The 21,647-nt window shown below is 68.7% G+C and carries 16 protein-coding genes; all 16 read right to left on the bottom strand.

The features are described 5' to 3' along the window. Window positions 1-6: 6 nt before the first annotated feature. Window positions 7-1,182 (bottom strand): DUF2169 domain-containing protein, encoded by a 1,176-nt coding sequence (locus LAO51_07005; GenBank protein MBZ5638495.1) that lies wholly within the window; start codon window positions 1,180-1,182, stop codon window positions 7-9. Then, window positions 1,179-2,033 carry a hypothetical protein gene (locus LAO51_07000; protein ID MBZ5638494.1) on the bottom strand — a complete coding sequence of 285 codons (855 nt, stop codon included), beginning with the start codon at window positions 2,031-2,033 and terminating at the stop codon, window positions 1,179-1,181. Before LAO51_07000 ends, LAO51_07005 begins: the two co-directional genes overlap by 4 nt. Window positions 2,034-2,036: 3 nt before the next feature. Next, complete coding sequence (locus tag LAO51_06995; protein ID MBZ5638493.1) at window positions 2,037-3,002, bottom strand: DUF2169 domain-containing protein; 966 nt, start codon at window positions 3,000-3,002, stop codon at window positions 2,037-2,039. A gap of 27 nt (window positions 3,003-3,029) precedes the next feature. Next, entirely contained in the window at window positions 3,030-3,458 is a 429-nt protein-coding gene (locus LAO51_06990; GenBank protein MBZ5638492.1) for a hypothetical protein, read from the bottom strand. Window positions 3,459-3,471: 13 nt separating this feature from the next. Then, window positions 3,472-5,565, bottom strand: a complete 2,094-nt coding sequence (gene vgrG, locus LAO51_06985; protein MBZ5638491.1) for a type VI secretion system tip protein VgrG — start codon at window positions 5,563-5,565, stop codon at window positions 3,472-3,474. A 6-nt stretch (window positions 5,566-5,571) separates the two neighbouring features. Further along, window positions 5,572-8,280: a type VI secretion system ATPase TssH gene (gene tssH / locus LAO51_06980; GenBank protein MBZ5638490.1), complete on the bottom strand. Its 2,709-nt coding sequence runs from the start codon at window positions 8,278-8,280 to the stop codon at window positions 5,572-5,574. 34 nt (window positions 8,281-8,314) lie between these two features. After that, the gene (gene tssG, locus LAO51_06975) at window positions 8,315-9,361 is read right to left on the bottom strand and encodes a type VI secretion system baseplate subunit TssG (GenBank protein MBZ5638489.1); all 1,047 of its coding nucleotides are present in this window, start codon (window positions 9,359-9,361) and stop codon (window positions 8,315-8,317) included. Further along, on the bottom strand, window positions 9,325-11,091 hold the full coding sequence (gene tssF / locus LAO51_06970) for a type VI secretion system baseplate subunit TssF (protein MBZ5638488.1): 1,767 nt from the start codon (window positions 11,089-11,091) through the stop codon (window positions 9,325-9,327). The genes tssG and tssF overlap by 37 nt, the downstream gene beginning before the upstream one ends. 7 nt (window positions 11,092-11,098) lie before the next feature. Then, window positions 11,099-11,512, bottom strand: a complete 414-nt coding sequence (gene tssE, locus LAO51_06965) for a type VI secretion system baseplate subunit TssE (protein MBZ5638487.1) — start codon at window positions 11,510-11,512, stop codon at window positions 11,099-11,101. Between the two features lie 37 nt (window positions 11,513-11,549). Further along, window positions 11,550-12,029, bottom strand: coding sequence for a type VI secretion system tube protein Hcp (hcp, locus tag LAO51_06960; protein MBZ5638486.1), 480 nt, complete (start codon window positions 12,027-12,029; stop codon window positions 11,550-11,552). A 69-nt stretch (window positions 12,030-12,098) separates the two neighbouring features. After that, window positions 12,099-13,583: a type VI secretion system contractile sheath large subunit gene (gene tssC / locus LAO51_06955; protein MBZ5638485.1), complete on the bottom strand. Its 1,485-nt coding sequence runs from the start codon at window positions 13,581-13,583 to the stop codon at window positions 12,099-12,101. Between the two features lie 84 nt (window positions 13,584-13,667). Further along, the gene (gene tssB, locus LAO51_06950; GenBank protein MBZ5638484.1) at window positions 13,668-14,177 is read right to left on the bottom strand and encodes a type VI secretion system contractile sheath small subunit; all 510 of its coding nucleotides are present in this window, start codon (window positions 14,175-14,177) and stop codon (window positions 13,668-13,670) included. A gap of 76 nt (window positions 14,178-14,253) precedes the next feature. Continuing rightward, window positions 14,254-15,819 (bottom strand): type VI secretion system protein TssA, encoded by a 1,566-nt coding sequence (tssA, locus tag LAO51_06945; protein MBZ5638483.1) that lies wholly within the window; start codon window positions 15,817-15,819, stop codon window positions 14,254-14,256. 93 nt (window positions 15,820-15,912) lie between these two features. After that, window positions 15,913-16,902, bottom strand: a complete 990-nt coding sequence (gene tagF / locus LAO51_06940; GenBank protein ID MBZ5638482.1) for a type VI secretion system-associated protein TagF — start codon at window positions 16,900-16,902, stop codon at window positions 15,913-15,915. Window positions 16,903-16,930: 28 nt separating this feature from the next. Next, the gene (locus tag LAO51_06935) at window positions 16,931-20,878 is read right to left on the bottom strand and encodes a hypothetical protein (GenBank protein MBZ5638481.1); all 3,948 of its coding nucleotides are present in this window, start codon (window positions 20,876-20,878) and stop codon (window positions 16,931-16,933) included. 7 nt (window positions 20,879-20,885) lie between these two features. Then, a complete protein-coding gene (locus tag LAO51_06930; protein ID MBZ5638480.1) occupies window positions 20,886-21,629 on the bottom strand; it encodes a DotU family type IV/VI secretion system protein in 744 nt (247 codons plus the stop codon). Between the last annotated feature and the right edge of the window lie 18 nt (window positions 21,630-21,647).

Raw genomic sequence — 21,647 nt, 5'->3', positions numbered from 1 at the left:
GGCCGCTCACCATGCGACGAGAAGCGGCATCGCGAGCAGCTCTTCGAGCAGGTAACGGCGCAAGGCGGGCGCCGAGCCGCGCCAGACGACGGACACCCGGTCGACATCCGGCTCGATGACGACGTGGTGCAGCACCGGCTTCGTCGGCGCGAGCTTCCCGTCGCGGCGGTCGACCGAGATCTGAGGACCGCCCTTGGGCAGGCGGAACAAGAGGATCGGCTCCCGCGGATGGAGGTTCACGAGGCCGAAGTCGACGTTTCCGACGTTCTCCGGCGTGAACGGCCCCAGCTGCAGGCCGAGGGATCCCGCGTTGCAGGCGCGCGCGTGCCACATCTCCTGCGGCGTTCCTCTGCGCGGATACCCCGAGGGCATGTAGCCGCGGCGGACCTCGGGGAAGTCGCCCTCGAACGGCTCGTAGCTCGGGGTCCCGCCCAGGAAGCCGATGCGCGGAAAGCTGGCGAGGCTCAGCCAATCGGTTCCCCAGGGGAGCGGCATCTGGGGCCAACGTCGGGTCGAGCCGACGGCCAGCCGGCTGGGCGAGAGCCGGTCGGCCGGGTCCTCGATGTTCGGCAGGGCCAGCGCCTCGAGGGCCTCCGGTGTGGCCTCGATGACGTACCCCCTGCCGACGCCGTTGCGCGGGTAACGAAAAGGGCTGTGCCTCGATCCCTGCAGGTGGGGGGAGAGATAGGGAATCAGGGTCGCGTAGGGATTGCCGAGTTTCGCCTCGGCGGCCCTGTCGACGCCACCGTACGCGCGGTCGTATCGAAGCGGCAGCTTCTCGAAGGGTGTGGGCTCGCTGAAGACGACCCGGCCGCTGGCCGACACCGCGCACCTCCGATCGCCGACGATCGCGAGGCTCTTGGTCACCGCGCCGACCGACACCGAGGCCGTGAACTCGGCCCGTTCTTCCGGCGGGTAGGCATGCCCGCGCACGACGACGTCGCTCACCGGTTTCCACGGATAGATGTCCGCGTCCTGCAACACGATCTCGGGATCCGCTTCGTCCACCATCAGCGTGTGGAGCGGAAGCTGCTCTTCGGCCAGGACGCATTCGGCCGTCCTGCCCTCACGGCGAGCCGCGAGCCGGTACGTCCGCTTCACGACGACGGAGAGGATCGCCCTGCCCTTGTCGTCCTCCCCCGAGAGCTGCATGACCTGCTCGGTGGGCGAAGAGGCCCTCATAGCTCCTCCACCCCCGGGTCGTTCACGATGCCGTTCGTCGCGGGCGTCCCGGCCGGAGGCGTCCCCGGAGGCGAGGCCAGCATCTGGCTCGTGGCGGCCGGCGGAGCGTCCCCGAGCAGCTCGTCGATCTTGCTTCCCGCCGCGTGCCCCAGGGCCGCTCCCCAGTTCCCGACGCTGGCGTTGTCGCCGAGCAGGTAGTGCAACGGGGCGTTCGTGTATCCGAGAGGCGAACCGGTCAACTGCTGGATGGCCTGGCTGAGCAGGCCCTCCGCCATCTTGTTGAAGAACACGTTCGTGATCTTCCCGAACAGCTTCCCGCCAGCCCACCCTCCCAGCTTGTTGAACCCGAACGTGATGGCGGCGTCGATCCCCATGGCGAGGATCCCGCCGAGGATGTCGCCGATCGTCATTCCGCAGACCACGTTCCCCCAGGCGACCACGACGTTCAGCGGCATGGCGCACGGGTCGGCGCAGTTGAGATTCGGGTTCACGACGATGAGGACCGCGCCGGCGATGGGCTTGCCCTGGGCCAGCACCGTCGCCGGGCCGAAGTAGGACTTCGAGCCGCTCGTCGGGATGATGAGGGGGAGGAGCGCGCACGGCGGATAGGGAGGAATCGGCACGTGGATGATGCCGTTTCCGATGTCCGTGTCGCGTTGCATGATCTTCGTGCCGAGCGCCTTCACCTTGTCGTCCGTCATCAGGGCCGTCGCCGTGATCCCCCACCCCTGCATGACGTGACCGACCACGTGCGGGATCATGGGCGCGGGAACGGGCGGCGGGGTGGCGGTGACCTCGTTGTGATAGTCGCATCCCGCCATGACGTGGTACTGGCGCAGCACGATGTGCATCGCTCACCCTTCCTTGCACACGAGCGTGCAGGTGCGCCGCTGATGCGGCACGACCTTGTACCTGAAGGGATAGCGATAGCCGATGAACACCCTCGAAGCCGGCACGTCGATGCCCACCTCCTCGACCGTCGGCACGCGCTCGATCGTGGTATCCCCGAGCGTGATCCTCACCGCGAGGTGCGGCCGGGGTATCTTGAACTGGATGGGACCCTCGTGGGCGAACCCCGTGAGAACGACGGCGTCGCCCGGCTCCGCCTTGGGCGCGACCATCCTCGGGTAGGCCGCATTGAAGAGGCGGGAGGTCACCCGGTCGAGGCGGCCGTCGACGACCTCGACGGCCGAGCGAAGGCGTTGTCCGCTCTGGAGCGGACAGACCCCGAACAGAACGGGATCGGGCCGGTCCGCCCACGTTCCGATCAGCGACCGCGGGTCCTCGATCCGCGGGAGCGGCTGGTGCAGCGCCGAGGCCTCGTCGACGTAGAGCCCCATCCCCTTCGGGTTGTCCGGGTGAGCCGACACGAGGCCATCGACCGTGATCTGGCCGCCGAACGCGTGCTCTGCGGTCAGCGGAAGCGAGACGAACGGTACGGGCTCGCTGGGAACGAGGCCGCGGCCCGGCCGATTCTCGCGCCAGATCCGCGTGCCGAAAACGATCGCGGAACAGCGGAAATCGCCCAAGGCCACCGACACCTCGAGCCTGGGCTCCGCTCGTCGCCCGGGCGTGCACGCGGCCCCCGCGACGAAGACGTCCACCCCTCCCTTGCGGTAGGGTTGATCGGCCTCGAATGGCCCGAGGGGAGAATCCCAAGGCTCGATCGAGACGATCCACGGCTGCTCGTCCGACGGGACGAGCCCGCCGGAGCGCACCTCGTACGTCACGCGCGCGACCATCGCGGCGGCCATCCGCGTCTCGTCGATGACCGTGCTCAGGAGCATCGCAGGAAACGGAGTCCGGTTTTCGCTGTCCATAGGGCCCGCCGGTCCTTGGAACGTGCTTCAGGTGTTCAACCTGATCCGCTCACCGGTCAACCGGATATCGTCGTTCGCCTTCACGTTCACGTCGCCGACGCGCGCCCTGAGGTTCTGGATGCGCGCGGTGCTCGTCAGATCGCCGGCGACCTCGATCGTCGCGTCGGCGCCGCTCTCGATCGCGACGCCCTCGCGGCCCCGAATGCCGACTCGACGTCCGACGAGATCGAGCGCCTCGCTCGCCTCGATCGTCAGATCGCGGTCGAAGCGCAGAACGGGCCCGCTCGGCGTGATCCGCAACGTGAAGGAGATCTCGCCATCGCGCGCGACCAGCGTCACCAGATCCTCCCCGCCCCTACGCGCGACGACGAGCCTCTGTCCTCCGACGAGCTCGAGGCCGCCCCGCCGCGCGGATCGCAGCTCGGCGCGGACGGCCAGGTTCGCTTTCTGACGCATGCTTCCTCCCCTGCTACGCGTTGAGCTTCACCGTAGCCCCCGTCACGGTCACCGCGCCGGATCCGGTCACGTCGACCGTGGTTCCCCCGACCTTCGCCGTCCCGCCCTTCACCTCGACGGCGCTCGTCCCCTCGACCGTCGTCGTGGCGCCGGTGGCGGTCATCTTCGACGAACCGGTGACGGTCGTCTCCGTGCCGGTGACCTCGATGGTCGGCGCGCTCAGCTTGATCTTGGACTCCCCGGTGAGGTTGATTTCCTTCGCGCTGATCGTCGCCACCCCACCGGCCGTCGCGAGATTCAGGCCCTTTTGGTGCCCGCCCGAGATCGTGATGTCCTTGGTGTTGCTGTCCAGGTGGATCTGGAGCTTGCCGGTCTTGTCGGTGAGCGTGATCCCCGCCTCGCCGTCCGGCTTGTCCTTCAGCTCGATCGACGCGCCTTCTCCGGTCATCACGAGGATGTACGACTTGTCGTTGTCCTTGAAGAGCTGGACCTCGTGGTTGTCGGAGGTCAGGATCGTCACGTAGCTGGCCTTCGTGCTGTTTCCCGCGCCCCCTCCGTCCCCCATCTGGATCTTCTGGCCGCCGCCGGTGTTCAGGAAGATGTTCGCGGCCTTGTCGTCGAGCATCAACCGGTGGTGGTACGGGGTCAGGATCACGTTCTGGATCCGGTCCGCGGGCTTGAGGGGAGGCTTGTTGGAGCCGTTGTACACGCTCCCGACGATGAGGGGCAGATCGGGATCGCCGTCCACGAACTCCACGACGACCTCGTCTCCCACGAGCGGGTGGAACTGGACGCCGTGATTGGGGCCGGCGTACAGCGTGCTCACGCGGATCCAGCAGGAATTGGTCTCGTCCGTCTCGGGTCGCAGGTCCCAGTAGAACTTCACCTTGGCCCGGCCGGCCTCGTCCATGTAGAGCTTCTCGCCCTTGGGACCGACGGTCAGCGCCGTCTGCACCCCCTGAACGACGGGGCGCGGCGTGATCCGATCGGGCCTGTAGGGAACGGCCGCCGGGATGCACTCGAACGTGCAGCGATAGACCGTCTTCGAGTCGGGCGGCGCTTCGTCCTCGAGGACCTGGCTCTGCTCGGCCGAGTGCCGGACACGGACGAGGAGGTACTCGCCGTTGAAGTCGCCCCTCGGGTGGTTCTTCAGCGTGAACCGGAAGCCCGGCAGAAGGCGGCGGCTCGACGACTCCCCGACCGCCAGCACGCGCGTCGCCCGCAACTCCTCGAGCCGCGTCTTGACGAGACGCTTGCCGTCGGATTCCGTCGTGTAATCGCCGGGGTAGTCGTAGACCTCGAGGGCCCGCTCGCCTCCGGAGCCCGGCTCCTTGACCTCGAGGCTCACCGTCGGCTTCTCGTAGAAGTAGTCGCGCAGCATGGTGGCCGCGCTCCGGACCTCCTGCGACCGCCGGAAGTCGGTCACGTGCTCCTTCTCCTCGTGAAGCCCGGTCGGCGGCACGAAATCCATTTCGAAGGTCTTGCCGCCCCCGGAGCCGTCCGTGGCCTTCTGGCCGACCGCGACCGTGGCGTCCGGCATGTCCGCCAGCACGAGCACCGCCCCGTCGTCGCCGTGCTCGAAGAAGTAGTACATCCCGTCCTCCTCGAGGCGGCGCGACACGAAATCGAGATCGGATTCGCGGTACTGGATCACGAACTCCCGCTCCGGGTAGACCTTCGGATCCTTGAGGGAGAACTTGTACCGGTCCTTCGGGATCCCTCCCTCCTCGAGCGCCTTCGCGAGGATGTCGGGGACCGTCCCCTTCGAGTGGACCTTCGAGCGGGAGCGGTACGCCAGCAGCGCGAGATCGGGCACCAACTCGGCGATGTAGTGGGTGAACTTCTTCGTCCGACCCACCTGCTCGAACCTCGAGACCACGCCGTGGACGTTTCTCTTCCCCTGAGGGCTCAGGATCGTGAGCCGGGCCGCCTTGCCGACGATGTCGTCGAAGCTCAGGTTCCCCTCCGTGCTCGCGAGTTCGAGCCGGAAGCGGAACGGGGACGAGACCGCCTCCTCTCCCTCGAAGCGGTGGACTCGAAGCTGGGCCTTCACCTTGTCGGCCTGGAACGTGAAGTCCGCCTGCTGTCCGGATCGTATGAGGGCCATGGCCTGTTACCTCGGGGCGGCGATCCCCGCCCCCGAGAAGTCCAGCGTGAACTCCGCGTCCGGCCCGACGCCCAGGCGCAGCCTCTCCGGGACCGCGCCTTCCGCCATCCGCGTGAGAAGCTCCGTGGAGATCCGGGGAAGGAGCGATCCCTGCAGGATGTAGTCGATGTTCCTCGCGCCCGTCTCGACCTCGGTGCATCGGTCCACGATGAGGTCGATCACTTTGGGATCGTGCTCGAACGCCATGCGGTGGCTCTCGGCGAGGCGCTTCCCGATCTTGCCCACCTTGAGCTTCGCGATCTCCCTCAGCGCGTCCGGGCCCAGGGACAGGTACGGGATCACGGTGGTGCGGGCGAGCCACGCCGGCTGCAGCGCGCGGCTCAGCACCGGCCGGATCCCGTCCAGGATCTCCTTGAGGTCGGGGGAGGGCCCCGCCGCGCACATCTGCTGGATGACGTCGGACGCGAGGTTCGTCGCGATGAAGATCACCGTGTTCTTGAAGTCGATGCTGCGCCCCGTCCCGTCGGTCAGGTCCCCCTTGTCGAAGACCTGGAAGAACAGGTTCCGGACTTCCTGGCACGCCTTCTCGATCTCGTCCAGCAGCACGACCGTGTAGGGGCGCTGGCGCACGGCTTCCGTCAGGGTGCCGCCCTTCCCGTAGCCGACGTAGCCGGGCTTGGCCCCGACCAGGCCCGAGACCCCCATCTCTCGGTCCTGGTACTCCGACATGTTGATCGTGACCATGAATTTCTCGCCGCCGAAGAGCAGGTCGGCGACGGCGAGCGCGGTCTCGGTCTTGCCGACCCCGCTCGGACCCGCCAGCAGGAACACCCCCATCGGCTTGTTCGGGTCGTGGACGCCGGCCTTCGCCGCCTTGAGACCTTCGGAGATACCCCCGATCGCGTGGTCCTGTCCCTTGATCCGTTCCTTGAGGCGCCGTCCGAGGGTCAGAACCATGGTGGCCTCGTCCCCCACCATCTTGCCGACCGGGATTCCCGTCCAGTTCTCCACCACCGACGCGACGACCTCCGGGCTCACGTCGAGGTGGACGACCGGGTTCTTTCCCTGGATCGCGTCGAGCTCCCCGAGCGCCGTCCTGAGGTCCCGCTTGAGATCGTCCAGGAACGCGGGCGCGGCCGAAGGCGGGGCTCCGTCCGGGACCGGCGCGGCGGTCGGGGCCTCCTTCTTGGCTGCGACGATCCGCTTCCTGAGGCCGATCACGCGCTCCACGGCGTCCCTCTCCTTCCGCCACGCCGATTCCTTTGTCGCGAGCTCGGCCCGCACCCTCTCGAGGTCCGCGGCCAACCCCGAGGCGTGCCCCTCGTCGACTGCCGTTCCGCCATCCCGGTCGCGCTCGATCGCGGCGGCCTCGCGCTCCATGGCCTGGATGCGGCGCTCGAGGTCCTCGATGAAGCCGGGTTTGGTGGTGAGCCCGATCTTCACCCGCGCGGCCGACGTGTCGAGAAGATCCACGGCCTTGTCCGGCAGCTGGCGCCCGGCGATGTAGCGGGAGGACAGCTTGGCCGCGGCCTCCACCGCGTCGTCCCGAACCTCGATCCCCTCGTAGAACTTCTCGTACTTCTCCTTCAGTCCCCGGAGCATGATCGCGGCGTCGGCGGCGGAGGGCTCGTCCACCTTGACCGGCTGGAAGCGCCTCGCCAGCGCGGGATCCTCCTCGAAGTACTTCTTGTACTCCATCCAGGTCGTCGCCCCGATGGTCCGCATCTCGCCGCGCGCCAGCGCGGGCTTCAGCAGGTTCGCCGCGTCACCCATTCCCGCGGCGCCGCCCGCCCCCACGAGCGTGTGGGCCTCGTCGATGAACAGAATGATCCCCTTGGTGTTCGCCTTGACCTCGTCGATGACCCCCTTGAGCCGGCTCTCGAACTCCCCCTTGACGCCCGCGCCCGCTTGGAGGAGCCCCATGTCGAGCCCCCAGATGTCGACGCCCTTCAGGAAGTCGGGAACGTCCCCCTCGGCGACGCGCAGCGCCAACCCTTCGACGATCGCGGTCTTCCCGACGCCGGCTTCGCCGACCACGATCGGGTTGTTCTTGCGACGGCGCGCGAGGATGTCGATCGCCTGCCGGATTTCCCGGTCCCGCCCGAATACCGGGTCCACCTTCCCAGCGCGAGCCGCCGCGGTGAAGTTCGTCGCGAACCGCGCCAGCGCCCCCCCGGGAGCGCCGGGGACGGCCCCCGCGGAGGCCGGCCCCGCCGCCGGGACGTCCCGACGGAGCGTGGTTTCCTCCGGCGACCCGGCGACGATGTCGGCGTGGGACCGCCGGAGCTCTTCGGCCCGCACCTTGTCCAGCTCCGGATGGTCGTCCGCCAAGTAGCGGCCCGGGTCCGAGACGAGGACGGCGACGAGAGCCGCCGACCGGATCTCGGGCAGGCTCCACTCCACCGAGGCCACGAGCCACCCGTCCTTGATCCACTCCACCAGCACCGGCGAGAACACCGGCTTCCCGGCGTTCCCCGAGCGGAACCCCTCGACCGCCCGCTGCAGCGATCGCTGGAGCTTCGCGACGTCGGCGTCGAAGTGGAGCAGGATCAGCGCGGGGTCCCCCGCGGGATCCTCGAGCATCTTCAGCAGCACGTGCTCGACGCTCACCTCGTAATGGCCGCGCGAGATGCAGAGGCCCGCGGCACCTTCCAAGGCCCGGGTACAGTAGCCATTCAGGCGCTGGAACAGCGGCTTGATGTCGATCTTGGCCATGGCTCTTGGTCTCCTCGCGGCCGTGCCGCTCCTCTCACGCCGCCGCCGCGGCGACCGCCGGCCTCGCCGCCGGCTCCTGGAAGACGACGCCCGGGTCCGTGGCGGGCTTGCCCAGCCACGTGGTCTGCCCGAGCCGCATCGGAACGGATCCTTCGATGAGCTTGAGGTCCGGCACCTCCCCGTGCCGCAGCACCACCTCCAGCTCGTACTGGAGCCGGTCCCGCACGAAGAGTCGCGTCAGCTCGTCGAGCTGCCCGAACCCGTTCTCGCCCGGGAGGAACTCCAGGAAGCGCGGAAGCCCCACGGGGCCGAGGCGGGTGCGGAACTTGCCGGCGCGGTCCATCACCTCCTCGCCGGCGTGGGCGTCGACTCCCAGACGGCTCGACGCGGTTCCCAGCCGCGTCCGGTGCTCCGGGGGGATTCGCACCCAGCGCGCGACGCACTGGACCACGCGGGTTTCGAGACCGTCGAAGTAGTCGGAGACGGCCCGCTCGAGGGAAGCGGCCGCGCAGGCCGGGCGCTCGAGGAGGCCGGAGAAACGCAGGAAACGCGCCGCGGGGACGAGGGCGCCGTCCGGCGGCTGCGCCACGCCGAGTCCGATCAGACACAGCATCCGACTCGAGAACTCGTCCCGCGCTCCGACGCGGTATTGGACGTGGTAGCGGTACTTCTCCCAGCATCGGTAGAAGAGGGAGACGATCCGGTGGTGGAAGAGGTCCAGTACCCCCCGGACCAGGGAGCCCTCCTCGGTCTCGTGGAGCAGCTCCTCGGTGAAGTAGTTCGGGAGCGGGGAGACCGTGCCGTAAAGCCCCAGGAACGCGGTCTCGACGCGGTAGCGCGGGGCGCCATCCGGACCCTCCTCGAGGGCGACCGCGGCCACGTCCGCGTCCGGGAAGCCGAGGGAGAGGGTTGGATGGAAGCGGATCGCCTCGCGAGGAGCAGGTCCCTCGCGCCCCACCTTCGCCGCGCCGGGGCGCGCCTTCTCCAGGAGCTGGACCACCTGGAAGAACGAGAACTGCGGCGCCTCCTGGAGCAGGCGCCGGATCAGACCAGGCTCAGCTGCCCCACCCTGGGGTTCCATTCGTAGGTCTCCCCGTGCTGCGCCCCCCGCACGACGAGGTGCACGAAAGAGTTCATCGTGCAGTAGAGCGACAGGAACTCCTGCAGCACCCCGGCGAAGAGCACCATCTCCCCCTCGCCGGCGAAGTTCCCCTCCTTCATCTCGATCTCGACCCGGCTCCCGCGAATCGGCGATCCCCTGAGCAGCCGCTCCTCCGGAAGCGAGCGGACGCCCAGGATGCCCTGGAGACGCAGCTCGCTCTCTCGCGCCGCCGTCCGGTCCTCCAGCGCCTGGAAGTTGTACACGGCCAGCACGCTCCGGAGCGCGTCGACGCTCGCGAGGGAGAGGTAGTTGAGCGAGAGGTTCGACACCAATCGCCAGTGGAGCCCTCCGCCGAGCGGCGGCGGCACGCTCGCGGACACCGGGGTGATGTTGCGGAATCGAGCGAACTCGGGAGAGCTGGCCGTGGCCCGGCTCACGTCCCCCAGGCGGAGCGCCGCGGGAAGGTGCCGGTTCGTGCAGGTCAATCCCATCACCACCGTCTCGGTGGGAGGAAGGGCGCCCTCCTGCTCCGCGGTCACGAACGACACGTGGGTGTCCACCCCCCGGCCCACCACCGAGTGTCGGATCCTGCTGTGGTAGAAGACGGTCCCAGAGCGCCCGCCCGCCGCGGCGCCGTGGCGGAACGAGTAGAACGGAGGATACTCCCGGGGCTCCACGGTCCCGCGGACCCAGCCGCGCACCGAGTCGATCGAGAACACCTCTGCGTGGGCCGGGTTCATGCCGCTGGGACGCACCCGATACTCCGTCTTCTGGTGGTCCACCCGAATCGGATCGGACTCGACGGGAAACAGGTTGACCGCGGGAACGCAGTGCAGCCGGACGTTGTCGGCGATGAGACGGAGCGGCGCCTCGGGCGGCCGGGCGAAGACGAACCGGATCTCGAACGCGTCGGCGACCCCCAGCGGGCCGAGTCGCGGCAGCCCCTCGAGGTCCAGGAACAGGAACTTCTGCGGGAGCGCGAAGTACTCCTGGAGCAGGCGGTACCCCGGAAAGGCGTGCGGCGGGTAGGGAATGAGGGCATCCTCCCCCGCGAACCCCGCGGCCTTCACCGAATCCTGCGGAAGCGTCGCCTGCGCGCTCCCCGCGGCGCCGCCGGCGGGGGCGACGACGATCTCCTTGAGCCTGCGGGTGAGCTGGAGGAACAGCGCTGAGGTCGTCGTGGGCTCACCGTGGAGGAAAAGCCGGAGCCTGCCGAGATCGAGCGCCTCCGCCTTCACGCCCTGCCCGAGGCGGAAGAGGAGCCTCAGATGGCCCGCCGACCCCGCCGGCCGCTCCGCGTCCGCCGACTCGATGGCGAGCGGAAGGAGCCGGACCTCCCCGCACGTGCGAAAGCGGCAGGGCGTGCCCTCCACCGGCACCGAGTCGACTTCCGATCCTCGCGGGATCGTCTGCGGCTCGCGGACCGCCTGGGGCTGCGGCTCGAACTGGAGGATCGTGAGCGGCGGGACCGGGCGGAGGTAGTGCGGCCAGAGGAGCTGCATCACGCTCTGGACCAGCTCCGGCAGCTCGTCGTCGAGCTTTTGCCGGAGCTGGCCGGCGAGGAACGCAAAACCCTCGAGAAGTCGCTCGACGTCGGGATCGCCGCCGCGCTCCGCGAGATAGGGAGCCGCGGCCGGATTGGCCCGGGCGAACTCCGCTCCCATCTCCCTCAGGAAGGCGAGCTCGTCCTCGTAGTACTTGTTGAACACGCCGAGGCTACCCTTTCACGTCGATCCGGCCGTCCGGATCGATCCTCGTCAGGAACCACACGCCGGCTTCGTCGCCTCGCACGACGAGCCGGCCCGTGACCTCGAACGACAGGCTCAGCAGGTCGTCCGGCGACTCCTTGAACCGGACGGTCACGTCGCGCAGCCGGGGCTCGTACTTCTCGATGCAGCCGCGGAGCGACTGCTCCAGCGAGACGGTGGACTCCGGGAAGCCCCGGGCCAGCTCCGTGAGATCCGGCACCCCGTAATCGGGAACGGTCGGGGCGTTCCCCTGGCGCGTGTTGAGCATCCGCTGCAGGTGGCGGAGGATCGAGTCCGCCGTCTCCTGAAGGCCGTCCTCCCCCCGGCGCTGCGCCGACGCGTCCGGGCGGCGCAGACGCTCGAGAAGCGATTTCTCGCTCAAGTCCCACCCGGTCCCGAGGGGATCGGTCGGGCGCCCCTCACTTCGTCCAATCGTCGACCGCCATCGTCTTGCCGGTCTTGTTCTCCACCTCGACCCGCTGGTAGGTGAACGACACCTCCTCCAGCTCGTGCACGTCGGTGCGCTCCTCGTGCTTGGTCATCTCGATGAACGGGTGGACCTCCGAGATCGTCGCGTTCAGCAGCTTGATCGTGTGGTGGATCTCCTCGGCGCCTTCGGGCGTCGTCCGGATGAACTCGAACAGGATGTTCTTCATCACCTCGTTGCTGCAGAGGGCCTGGAGGATCTGGGGAGACGCCGCGCCCCACTCCTTGGTGATCTTGATCGGCAGGTGCTGCCGCTTCCCGGAGGCCTGGCCCGTCGCGATGTCCCTCGGGGACTGGACCTTCCACTCGAACGCCAGCCCCTCGATCTTGTCCTTGTGCGCATCCCGGCTGCTCTCCCCCTTGAACTTCCCCTGCTTCGTCCCCTCGATCGTCACGTAGAACTCGTAAGCCATGGATCCTCCTCCGGCCTCTCCCCGTATCGAGCCCGGCACCAAAGGCCGGGGTCGCGAGGTGACGGGCCGCTATTTCTTGTCCAGCTTCCCCACCAGTGACAGCTCAAAGAACGCTCCCTCGTACTTGAAATGCGGCACGACCTTGAGACCGACCTTGTACCACCCGGGCTCCCCCTCGACGTCCTCGACCGTGACCTCGGCCTTCCGGAGCGGACGCCGCGCGTAGGACGCCGCGTCGGCGTGGTCCATGTCCAGGACGTACTGGCCGATCCACTGGTTGAGATCCTTCTCGAGATCCACCCTCGACTTGGTGCTCCCGATCTCCTCCCGCTGCAGCACCTTGAGGTAGTGCGCCATCCGGTTCACGATGAACAGGTACGGGAGGCGCGTGCCCAGCTTGTAATTCGCCTCCGCCGCCTTCCCTTCCTTCGACTGGCCGTAAGTCTTCGGCTTCTGGCAGGAGTTGGCCGAGAAGAAGCACGCGTTGTCGCTCCCCTTGCGCATGGTGAGCCCGATGAACCCCTCCTCGGCCAGCTCGAACTCCCGCCGCTCGGAGAGAAGGATCTCGGTGGGGATCTTCGCCTGGATCTCCCCCATGGCCTCGAAGGTGTGGACTGGAAGGTCCTCCACCGCGCCGCCGCCCGAGGGCCCGATGATGTTGGCGCAGAACCGGAACTTGGCGAAGCTGTCGGTCAGCCGCGTGGCGAATGCGAACGCGGCGTTCCCCCAGAGGTAGTTCTCGTGACTCCCCGCCGACGTCTCCTCGTAGTCGAAGGCCTTGACCGGGACCGTCTCCTTCCCGTACGGCAGGCGAAGCAGGAATCGGGGCATGACGAGACCGACCGACCTCGCGTCCTCGGACTCCCTGAAGCTCCGCCATTTCGAGTACTGCGGCCCCTCGAAGATCGAGTGCAGGTCCTTGAGGTTCGGGAACCTGAGATAGTCCTTCTCGCCGAAGAACTCCGCCCCGGCACCGGCGATGAACGGCGCGTGGGACATGGTGGACACGGAGGCGCAGTTCTGGAGGAGGCGGACGTCCTGGGGACCGGGGCCGAAGTTGTAGTTGGCGATCATCCCCGCCACCGGCTCCCCGCCGAAGACCCCGTAGTTCTCCGTGTAGACCAGCTTGTAGAGCCCCGACTTGACCAGCTCGGGGGAATCCTCGAAGTCCGCGAGGAGATCCTCCTTCGAGACGTTGAGCAGCTCGATCTTGATGTTCTCCCTGAAGTTGGTCTTGTCGATGACCATCTTCAGGCCTCGCCATGCGGACTCCATCTTCTGGAATTGCTCGTGGTGGAGGACCGCGTCGACCTGGGAGCTGAGCTTCCGGTCGATCTCCGCGATCATCTCGACGACCGCGGCCTGGTTGATCTTGGCCGTCGCCCGGGTCTCGATCATGTGTTTCATGAATTCCGCGAGACCGCGCTTGGCGACGCCGTAGCTCTCGTCCGAGGGCCGGATCTTGGTCTCCTGCATGATCGAATCGAGCAGGGATGCCGATCCCTCCTCGGTCGCGCCGGCCCTCTGTCTTGCCTCTTCCTTCTGATCCGCCATGGTGACTCACCTGTCCGCCGCTCGACGCGGCGCATCCACGTTGTTCCTGGCGCCCTCGACGGGCCTCTCGGGCCTCCCGAGGACCTACTTCCCCTCTTTCCCCTCTTCGGCCTCCGCCGCGCCGAGCTCCGCCAGGATCTTGTCCAGGTCCGCGTCGCCCTCGAGCATCCCCTGGAGTCTCTTGCGGAACCCCGGGATGTTGCCGAGCGGTCCCTTCAAGGCCAGCAGAGCCTTGCGCAGCTCGAGGAGCTTGTTCAACTCGGGGACCTGCTGCGCCACCGCCTCGGGCGAGAAGTCCTTGAGCGTCTCGAACTTCAGGTGGACCGGCATCTCCTCGTCCGGCTTTCCCGCCAGCCGATCCTGGACGTTGAAGGACAGCGAGAGCTGCTGCTTCTTCATCACGTCCTCGAAGTTGTCCTTGTCGACCTTGATCGGTTTCCGCTCCTCGAGCGGCCGATCGTCCGGGCGAAGGGTGTAGTCGCCGAGCATCACCAGCTTGAGCGGCAGCTCCACTTCCGCTTTCGCATCCCCGGTCGCGGGCTTGTAGGTGATGTTCACCCGCTCCCGCGGTGCCACCGATCCTTCTTTGGCCATCTCCTCGCTCCTTATGTTGGGTCCGTCCGGCCCACCGGTCGATCCCGCCGCGCGGCACGCCGACTCGGCTTCCCCGTCACGCCTTCATCGCCAGGGCGGCTCGCGCGTCGAGGCGCGCCAGCCGCGCGTACAGCTCTTCCGCCTTCCGGGCCACATCCGCGGACGACTTCCCCTCGCTCCGCGCCAGAGCCCGCGCGAGCCTCAGGTGGACCGACAGCGCCTCCACCGCGAGGCCCGGCTCCCAATCCTCGACCCCGAATCGTCCCAGGTCCTCTTCCACGCGCTCCATCTGCGCCACGGCCGCCCGTATCTCCCGCGCGTCGGCCAGGATCCTCGCGAGCGCGATCCGCCGGAGGAAGCGATCGCGCGCCGACGCCGGCCGCTCCGCGCCGCCCGAGAGCAGCGCGACCGCCTCGCCGATCTTTCCGCTCCTCGCCAACTCTGCGGCACGCGCCGCCGTGTCATCCTCGGCGCTTCCGGCGGAGGGGGGAATCCCGCCCACCGCCTGAGGCGTTCCCGAGCCCGATATCGCGGTCGTTTCCGCGATCCAGGTGCGAGTCTCGGCGGAGGCGAACGGCGTCCCGTCCGCGAAGGCAAGCTCGAGCATCCTCGGGAACGACCCGACGTACTCGGCGAGCTCGTGGACGATCGCGGCCTCCGCCTTTTCGTAATCCCTCCCCAGGCCTCGGAGCGCCAACACGCTGAACCGGTGGACGTCGAGCCAGAGCACCGACTGCAGGAACTGGCCCTCCGCCTGCTCCAGCAGGGCGGTCCACTCTCCGCGCGCGGCGAGCCCGGCGTACCGGTTCAGGGTCTCCGCCGACGCCCCCAGGGCGGGCACGGACGTCCGTCCGTCGGTGTCCGCCGGGGCGCCTCGGACGCGGCTCCACGCCGCGACCCTCGCCAGGCGGTAGGCCAGAGGATCCCGCGGGTCTCCGCGACGGATCGCCCCGGCCAACGACTTCAGGGAGCCCATCGCGTCCTTGAGCGCTTCGTCCCTCGCCTCGGCGGTCGCGAGATCGCGCGCGACCGGCGCAACGGCGGCCGCGGTGGTTGGCGCCGTCGGCGAGGGCGCCGATGCCGCCGGCTCCGCCCCCGCCGACCTCTCGTTCAGCGCGCCCCTCAGATCGCCGACGCTGGGAGCCTCGTTGAGTAGCTTCTCCCGGAGGCACGCGTCCAGCGCATCGAGGGCCTCGAGGCACGCGCCGACCGCGTCGGCCTCGCCCGCCGTCGCCTCCCGCTGCCGCACGGCCGCGGTGCACCGCTCCACGAGCCACTCGATCGCCGACACGCGCGCCCTCAGACGGTTCGCCTCGGGGAAGAGCCGATCCCAGTAGGTCTCGAGAAGATCGTGCATCCCGCCGAGAGCCTCCGCCAGCGCCGGGTACCCTCCGGTCTGGAAGAGCGCGAGGCAGAAGTAGCTCATGACCAGGAGGTCCTTCGATTTCTTCTCGAGGATCTCCCCCGAGAGGGCGGCGATCTTGGTCCAGTCGACCCCGGCGGCGGCGAAGCCGCCGATCTTGTCCGCCTCGGCCTTGAGGATCTCGTATTCCGGGTCGTACCGGACGGACCTCCCGGCCGGAGCGTCCTCCGTCACCGCCCTCAGCGCCGCTCCGATGCGATTCTCCACCGCCTCACTCAACGTTGCTCACCCCGGCGACGTCCGGATAAACACGACAAAAGTAGTCCGATGTTACGCGCTCCCCCGCGCGGCGTCAACGACAAATCCCTCCGGTCACCCTATCCAACGGAACCGGACCAGATCCTGAAGGGACGCCCCCTCGTCGTCGATCTGGCGGCGCGCCGCGCCCCCCAGGGCCGAGGGAGGGGACGCCGCCGGCCCCGGGTCGGTCAGGTCGCTCACGTAGTCCGCCTCGTAACGCCGCGTCAGGAGCGCCGCGAAATTCGTCTCGTCGGCGCGCTGGAAGAACACGTGCAAGCTCGTGGGAGTGCCCCCCTCCGGGGCCGTGCTGAGGAAGACGCTCGGCGCGAGCCGGGCGCCGCGGAGCATGCCGGCGAGCAGCTCCACCCAGAAGACGCTCTGGACGGACACGTCCCGCGCGCCGCCGGCGAGCGGCAGCTTGAGGGCGACGGGAACCTCCTCCGGGCGGTTCTTGCGAAAGGGGAGGAGCGTCTGCACCAGGAGATCGAACAGCGCCGCGCGGCGCGCCACGCTCCCCTCCCCCAAGAGAACGGTCCAGAACTCCCCGGCGAAGGTCCCCCCGAGGATCCCGTCCACGTCCTTCGCGGTCGCTCGGCCCGCCTCGGGCACCGAGATCGACATGCCGCTCAGCAGGCCGAAGAGCTCCTCCGTCCCCGTCGCCCGCCCGAGGGACTCCATCCCCGTATCGAGCATCTCCCACGGCTCGGCGAACAGCAGGGGCATGAGAGAAGGGCGCTCGCGGAAACCGGACGCCTCGAGCGACGCGAACAGCGCGAACGGGAACCGCCGGAGCGCCCCGCGGTCGTGGCTCTCGCGCAGCACGCCGACCAGGAGCCGCCGGCCGTTCCCCGGATCGAAGGCGAAGCGGAATCGGCGTGGCTCGGCGGCGCCGCCGGCGGTGTCCTCGCCGCCGCCGCGGCGGATGCTCTCCACCAGCGCCTGTCCGCGCTCGAGCCAGCCCACGAACGCCCGGGCCTCGTCGCCTTCCAGGCGGAAGTGGATGAAGTCGCCCGCGAGGGGGAGCTTCCCGAAACCGTGGAGCGGGACCGGCACGACGCTCATCTTCCAACGACTCCCGTCTTCATGACGGTCAATCTCCGATGCTCGACGGCGGCTCGAACCCCTTGAAGAGCCCCGGCTCGAGCACGGGTGTCGCGACGTCGTATGCGAGCGTGAGCGTCGCGATCTTCTTCCCGGACTTCTTCTCCACGAGCGGGACCTGCCAGGAGCACCGGAACATCCCCACGCCCTTCTTCTCCGGCTTGCCGGACTGCAGGAACCTGAGGAACGACCAGGGGCCGCTCGAGGAGGGAGGAGGGTCCCCGAGCCTCAGGTCGGCCTTCTCGTACACCTTCTTCCGGCCCAGGATCCCCCCCAGCCGTTTCTCCCCCTGGCCGATGTCGAAGTCGATCGGATCGAGCTTGCTCGTCGCGTCCGCCTGCAGGCGGACCTGGACGCGCGCCGCGCTCTTGTTCGGCACCGGGGTGTCGGCGAGGGTGATCCCCCACGAGACGAACTTGAGCGGAAGCCGCTCCTTCTCGATCCCCGGCTCGACCTCGAACGACGGCTCCGCCGGGGTCACCTTGATGACGAACGCCTTGGTGTCGCCGTACGCGTCCTGCACCCTCCCCGCCGAGTCGAGGAGTCGCTTCAGCGCTCCCCCGGGACTGGCCACCACGTCCTTGAGCTGCGCGAGCTTTCCCTGCGGCGCGAAGAGGTCGTCGAAATCGGCGGAGTCGACCTCGGCGTCCGACGATCCCTTGAAGGGGTATTTCGAGGCCGCCTCCGCCAGCTTCGGCCTGAGCTGGCTGTCGTAGAACTCGCCGAGGCCGGGACCGCCCCCGAGCTTCTCGAGGATCGTCTGCGGCACCCGCTTCAGCACCGCCTGAAGCGAGCCGGGGGCGCGCCCCGCGGCCGCGACCGCCGCATCGAACAAGCCACGGTCTTGCTTGAGCCTCGCCAGCTCCACCCCCTTCTGCGGGCTTTCGAGCGCCTTCGACAGCCGCTCGCCGATCTTCCCGAGGGCGGCCATGTAGGCGTCGGGGCTGAATCCCTCGAGATCGCTCGATGGCTCCCCCGCGGAAGCGAGCCCGTTCTTGATCTTGCTCACGATCGACTTGAGGGTTCCCCCGTCGCCGGCGATCAACGACGGGATCATCTCGAGCTGCCAACTGTCCGCCGGCGTGTCCAGCTCGATCCGCGACAGCGCCCTCCGCCAGTCCGCGCGCGCGCTGCCGCCTCCGCCTTCGGACTCCCCACCGATCTGCGCCCATCGCGTCTTCTGCGCTTCGATCAGGTCCCTCGGAACGTCCGGCACCGTCCAGATCTTCTGGAGCGGGGACGACAGCGCCTGGAGCTTCGCCCGCGTCGCAGGATCGACCCCGCCGCCCCCACCTGCGGGGACCGGCACGTTGCACTTGAAGATCCCTGCCCCCGAGGGACCGATCAGCTGGGCCCCGCCGGCGCCGCCGCCCCCCCCTCCTCCGCCGCTCAGCGCCTTCGGCGAGAGCGGTCCTTCGGCGTCGAACCAGCCCGTGGTGCAGGCCTTGTAGGCCTCCGCCATCCTCCCGCGGCGGACCAGGTCCGCGGTCACCTGCGCGTCGAGCTGCTGGGACGGGGACAGCTGCGCGTTCAGCGAGGCGATCCCCTGCCGGGCCCCATCGGCCCCCTTCGCCACCTCGGCGAGGAAGCCCTGGAGCGCGGTCTGAACCGCTGCCACCGTGGACGGGTCGTCGCCGGAGATCGACCCGCATTGCGGGAGCGGAACATCGGTGGCCTGTTTGAGCGGAGTCCTGACGAGCTGGACGAACGTGCCGTAGACCCCTCCCGCCTGCTCCGGCTGGGCCGACGAGGTCCCGGTCACGACGAGCGGCTTCAGCGTGCGGAGGGCCTCCAGGGCGGGCCGGCTGTCCGGCACGGATTCCATGTCCGACTCGATGGCCTCCACGAGCTCCGGCGGGATGTCCCCCCCGCCGGAGCCGCCGCGGGCGATCGGCCGGAGCTTCTCCCACAGCGCCGAGATGTCCCCCTCGCTCGCGTTCGCCCGGACCGCGCCGGCGCCCTCGCGCACCACGCTGCGAAGCTGGCTCAGGGGATCGGTGCTGCTGAGGTCGGAGATGATCTGACGGATCCGCTGCGCGACCGCCTGGAACCCGACGCCGCCCGCCTCCTTCCCGCCCAGCTCCGCGTAGGTCCGCGTCAACGAGGCGAGGTCCCGCCGGTGCGCCTGGGTCCCGAGCCGGTCGATCCCGCTCGACGGACCCGCCAGCCCCTCGAGCCGCGACGTCGGCACCGACGACGGGATCGCCAGCGCCCTTCGATAGGCGACGTAGGCCGAGAGCTCGTCGAGGAAGTCCCTCGTCGTCGTCTGGCCCCCCTCCAGGTCCTGCTTGATCCGGGCGAGCACCGGCTCAAGGACGTGCTTCTCCACCGCTCGATCGAACGTGCCGGCGAACTGGGCGTACTCCGGATCGCTCCGGACCAGGCCCAGGTTCAGGAAGGCGGACCGCCCGCACGCCGAGGCGTGCAGCTCGCCGATCCGCGAAAGGTCCCGCATCGCCTCCGAAACGTCCCGTCCCCGAACGGACCCGCGGCTCATGAACCGGCTGTCGCCGATCGCCGACGCGAGCGCGCGCCAGTCGTTGCGGCTGGCGGCCCAGCTCCCCAGCGCCCACACCAGGAAGAGGAGCGCCAGCGCTCCAACCGGGAGGATCACGCGATAGAGCGCCCGGAGGAACTGCTGCTTGGCCCCGAGGGCCAGGGAACGCACCAGGTCCCGCCGCGAGTCTTCCACGAGGATGCGGCTCAGAAGGTCCCTGACGAAATACGCCCGTTTCGGGGTCTCGGCGGCGAACGCGGTGGTGAGGACATCCGGGTCGATCCCCAGCCCCGCAGCCGCCTGCGCGAAGGCGGTCGTGATCGTCCTTCCTTCCTGAGTGCCGCTGGTGAGGTAGAGGCCGCGGAAGATCGGGTTCCGCATGTAGATGTTCTCGCGGAACAGGGACTCGATGAAGATCTTGAGCCGTCCCGCGAGCGTGTGGAACTCCTCGGGGTGCATCAGGTAAGGACGCGCGGGCGGCCCCGGGTCCTCCTCCTCCATCAGCCCGAGGCTCATCGAGCAGAGCCGGTCGTACAGGTCGTCGAGGGTCTTTCCCGCGGTCTCGACGCAGCTCGCCGGGCGGACGTCGGCGAACGTGCGCCCGACCGCTTCGCGGATCCGATTGGCCGGATAGCGACTGAAGAAGCCGACGAACCCTTCCACCAGGTCGACCTTGGTCACCACGAGGTAGACGGGGAACACGATCTCGAGCCGCGTCATCAGGTCGTTGATCTTCCCGCGAAGATGCTGCGCGTACGTGCTGATCTCGTCCTCCGTCTTCCGGAGAAGCGAGTCCGCCGGAACCGTGACCACGAGGCCGTTCACCGGGCTGTGCTTTCGCGTCTTCTTGAGGAGCGTCAGAAAGCGCTCCCACTCCTCTCGGTCCGGCGCGCTCTGGACCTCGAACGCGTAGCGTCCGGCCGTGTCCAGGATGATCGCCTCGTTCGCGAACCACCAGTCGCAGTTCTTGGTGCCTCCGATCCCGCGGATCTTCGCGTCGCCGATCGGGAAGTCGAGCCCCGAGTTCTTGATCAGCGTGGTCTTCCCGCAGCCGGACTCGCCGATTACCGCGAACCACGGGAGCTTCTGCAGGACGTTCTTCCCCTTGAGGTTCGCCTCGCGGAGGAGCCGGATCGACTCCTTCCACCTCGCGATCAAGTTCTCCATCTCGCCGCGCCGCGCCACCGAGGCGCGCGCCATGTCCTGCTGCGCCTGTTGGACGATCGCGGTCTCGAACTGCCGCTCCCGCTTCCGCTGGAGGAACCAGATCACGAGGTCGACGGCGATCGCCAGCGCGAGGAGGATCGCGAAGACCACGATGTGCCACGGCTTCTTCAGGCCCACCCTCGGCCCGAGGGTCAGCGCGAGGACCGCCAGCACGACCAGGACCGCGACCGGGATCAGGTACGTCCTCAGGAACCCCAGCAGCTTCATCAGCATGGCCGTATCACCTCGCGATTCGGGACAGTCCTTCGCGATACTCGCCGACGGACCCGCCGAGGCCCCACTGCAGCAACCCCCAAACGATCAGGACCAGGACGGCCAATCCCCCCGCCACCACCCACTGCCAGACCTTCCAGCGGTCTTCGACCTCCTCGATCCCCTCGACCTTGGTTTCGTAGGCCTCCGGGGTCAATTGGGGCACGCTCAGCACCGCCTCGGGGGGGAACTTCCGGAACAGCCGCCGGCGAACGCTGGTCAGCTCGCTGTCGTTCCCGACGTAGCGTCCCTTGAAGCCCAGGCTCAGGATGACGAAGTCGATCTCAGCCACCTCGGGGTCGACTTCCGCGGTCCCCTCGAGACGGTCGAAGAACTGGTCGCCGGCGACCGTGGTCTCGAACTCCTCGAACTGCAGTGGCCTCTCCATCCAGGCCGCCCGGTACACCCAATCCGAGTTGAGCACGACCTCGTCCACGAAGGCGACCACCGAGAAGCGGACGTAGTTCACCTTCTCCGGCCGGTAGCCGGCGATCATCGCCTGCTGGCCCGCTCGGTCCAGGAGTCCCCGGACCTCCTGCCGGAGCTTGTCCGCCGTGACGCCCCCCTTGTCCGCGGTCCGCTGGAACAGCACCACGTACGCCAGGACCGGCGCGTAGATGGTCCGGAGCGTGGTCGCCTCGGACGCGGGCTTCGACGCGGGAGCCTGGGGGGCCGTCGAGAAGCGCCGTCGCCCAGGTTGCGGTGTCTCCATGGCTCTCCTCCCTCGGGT

This window comes from Terriglobia bacterium (assembly GCA_020073205.1).
In the GTDB taxonomy this organism is placed as follows: domain Bacteria; phylum Acidobacteriota; class Polarisedimenticolia; order Polarisedimenticolales; family JAIQFR01; genus JAIQFR01.
Note: the sequence above shows the minus strand (reverse complement) of the source record. Positions and strands in the feature narration are given on the sequence as shown.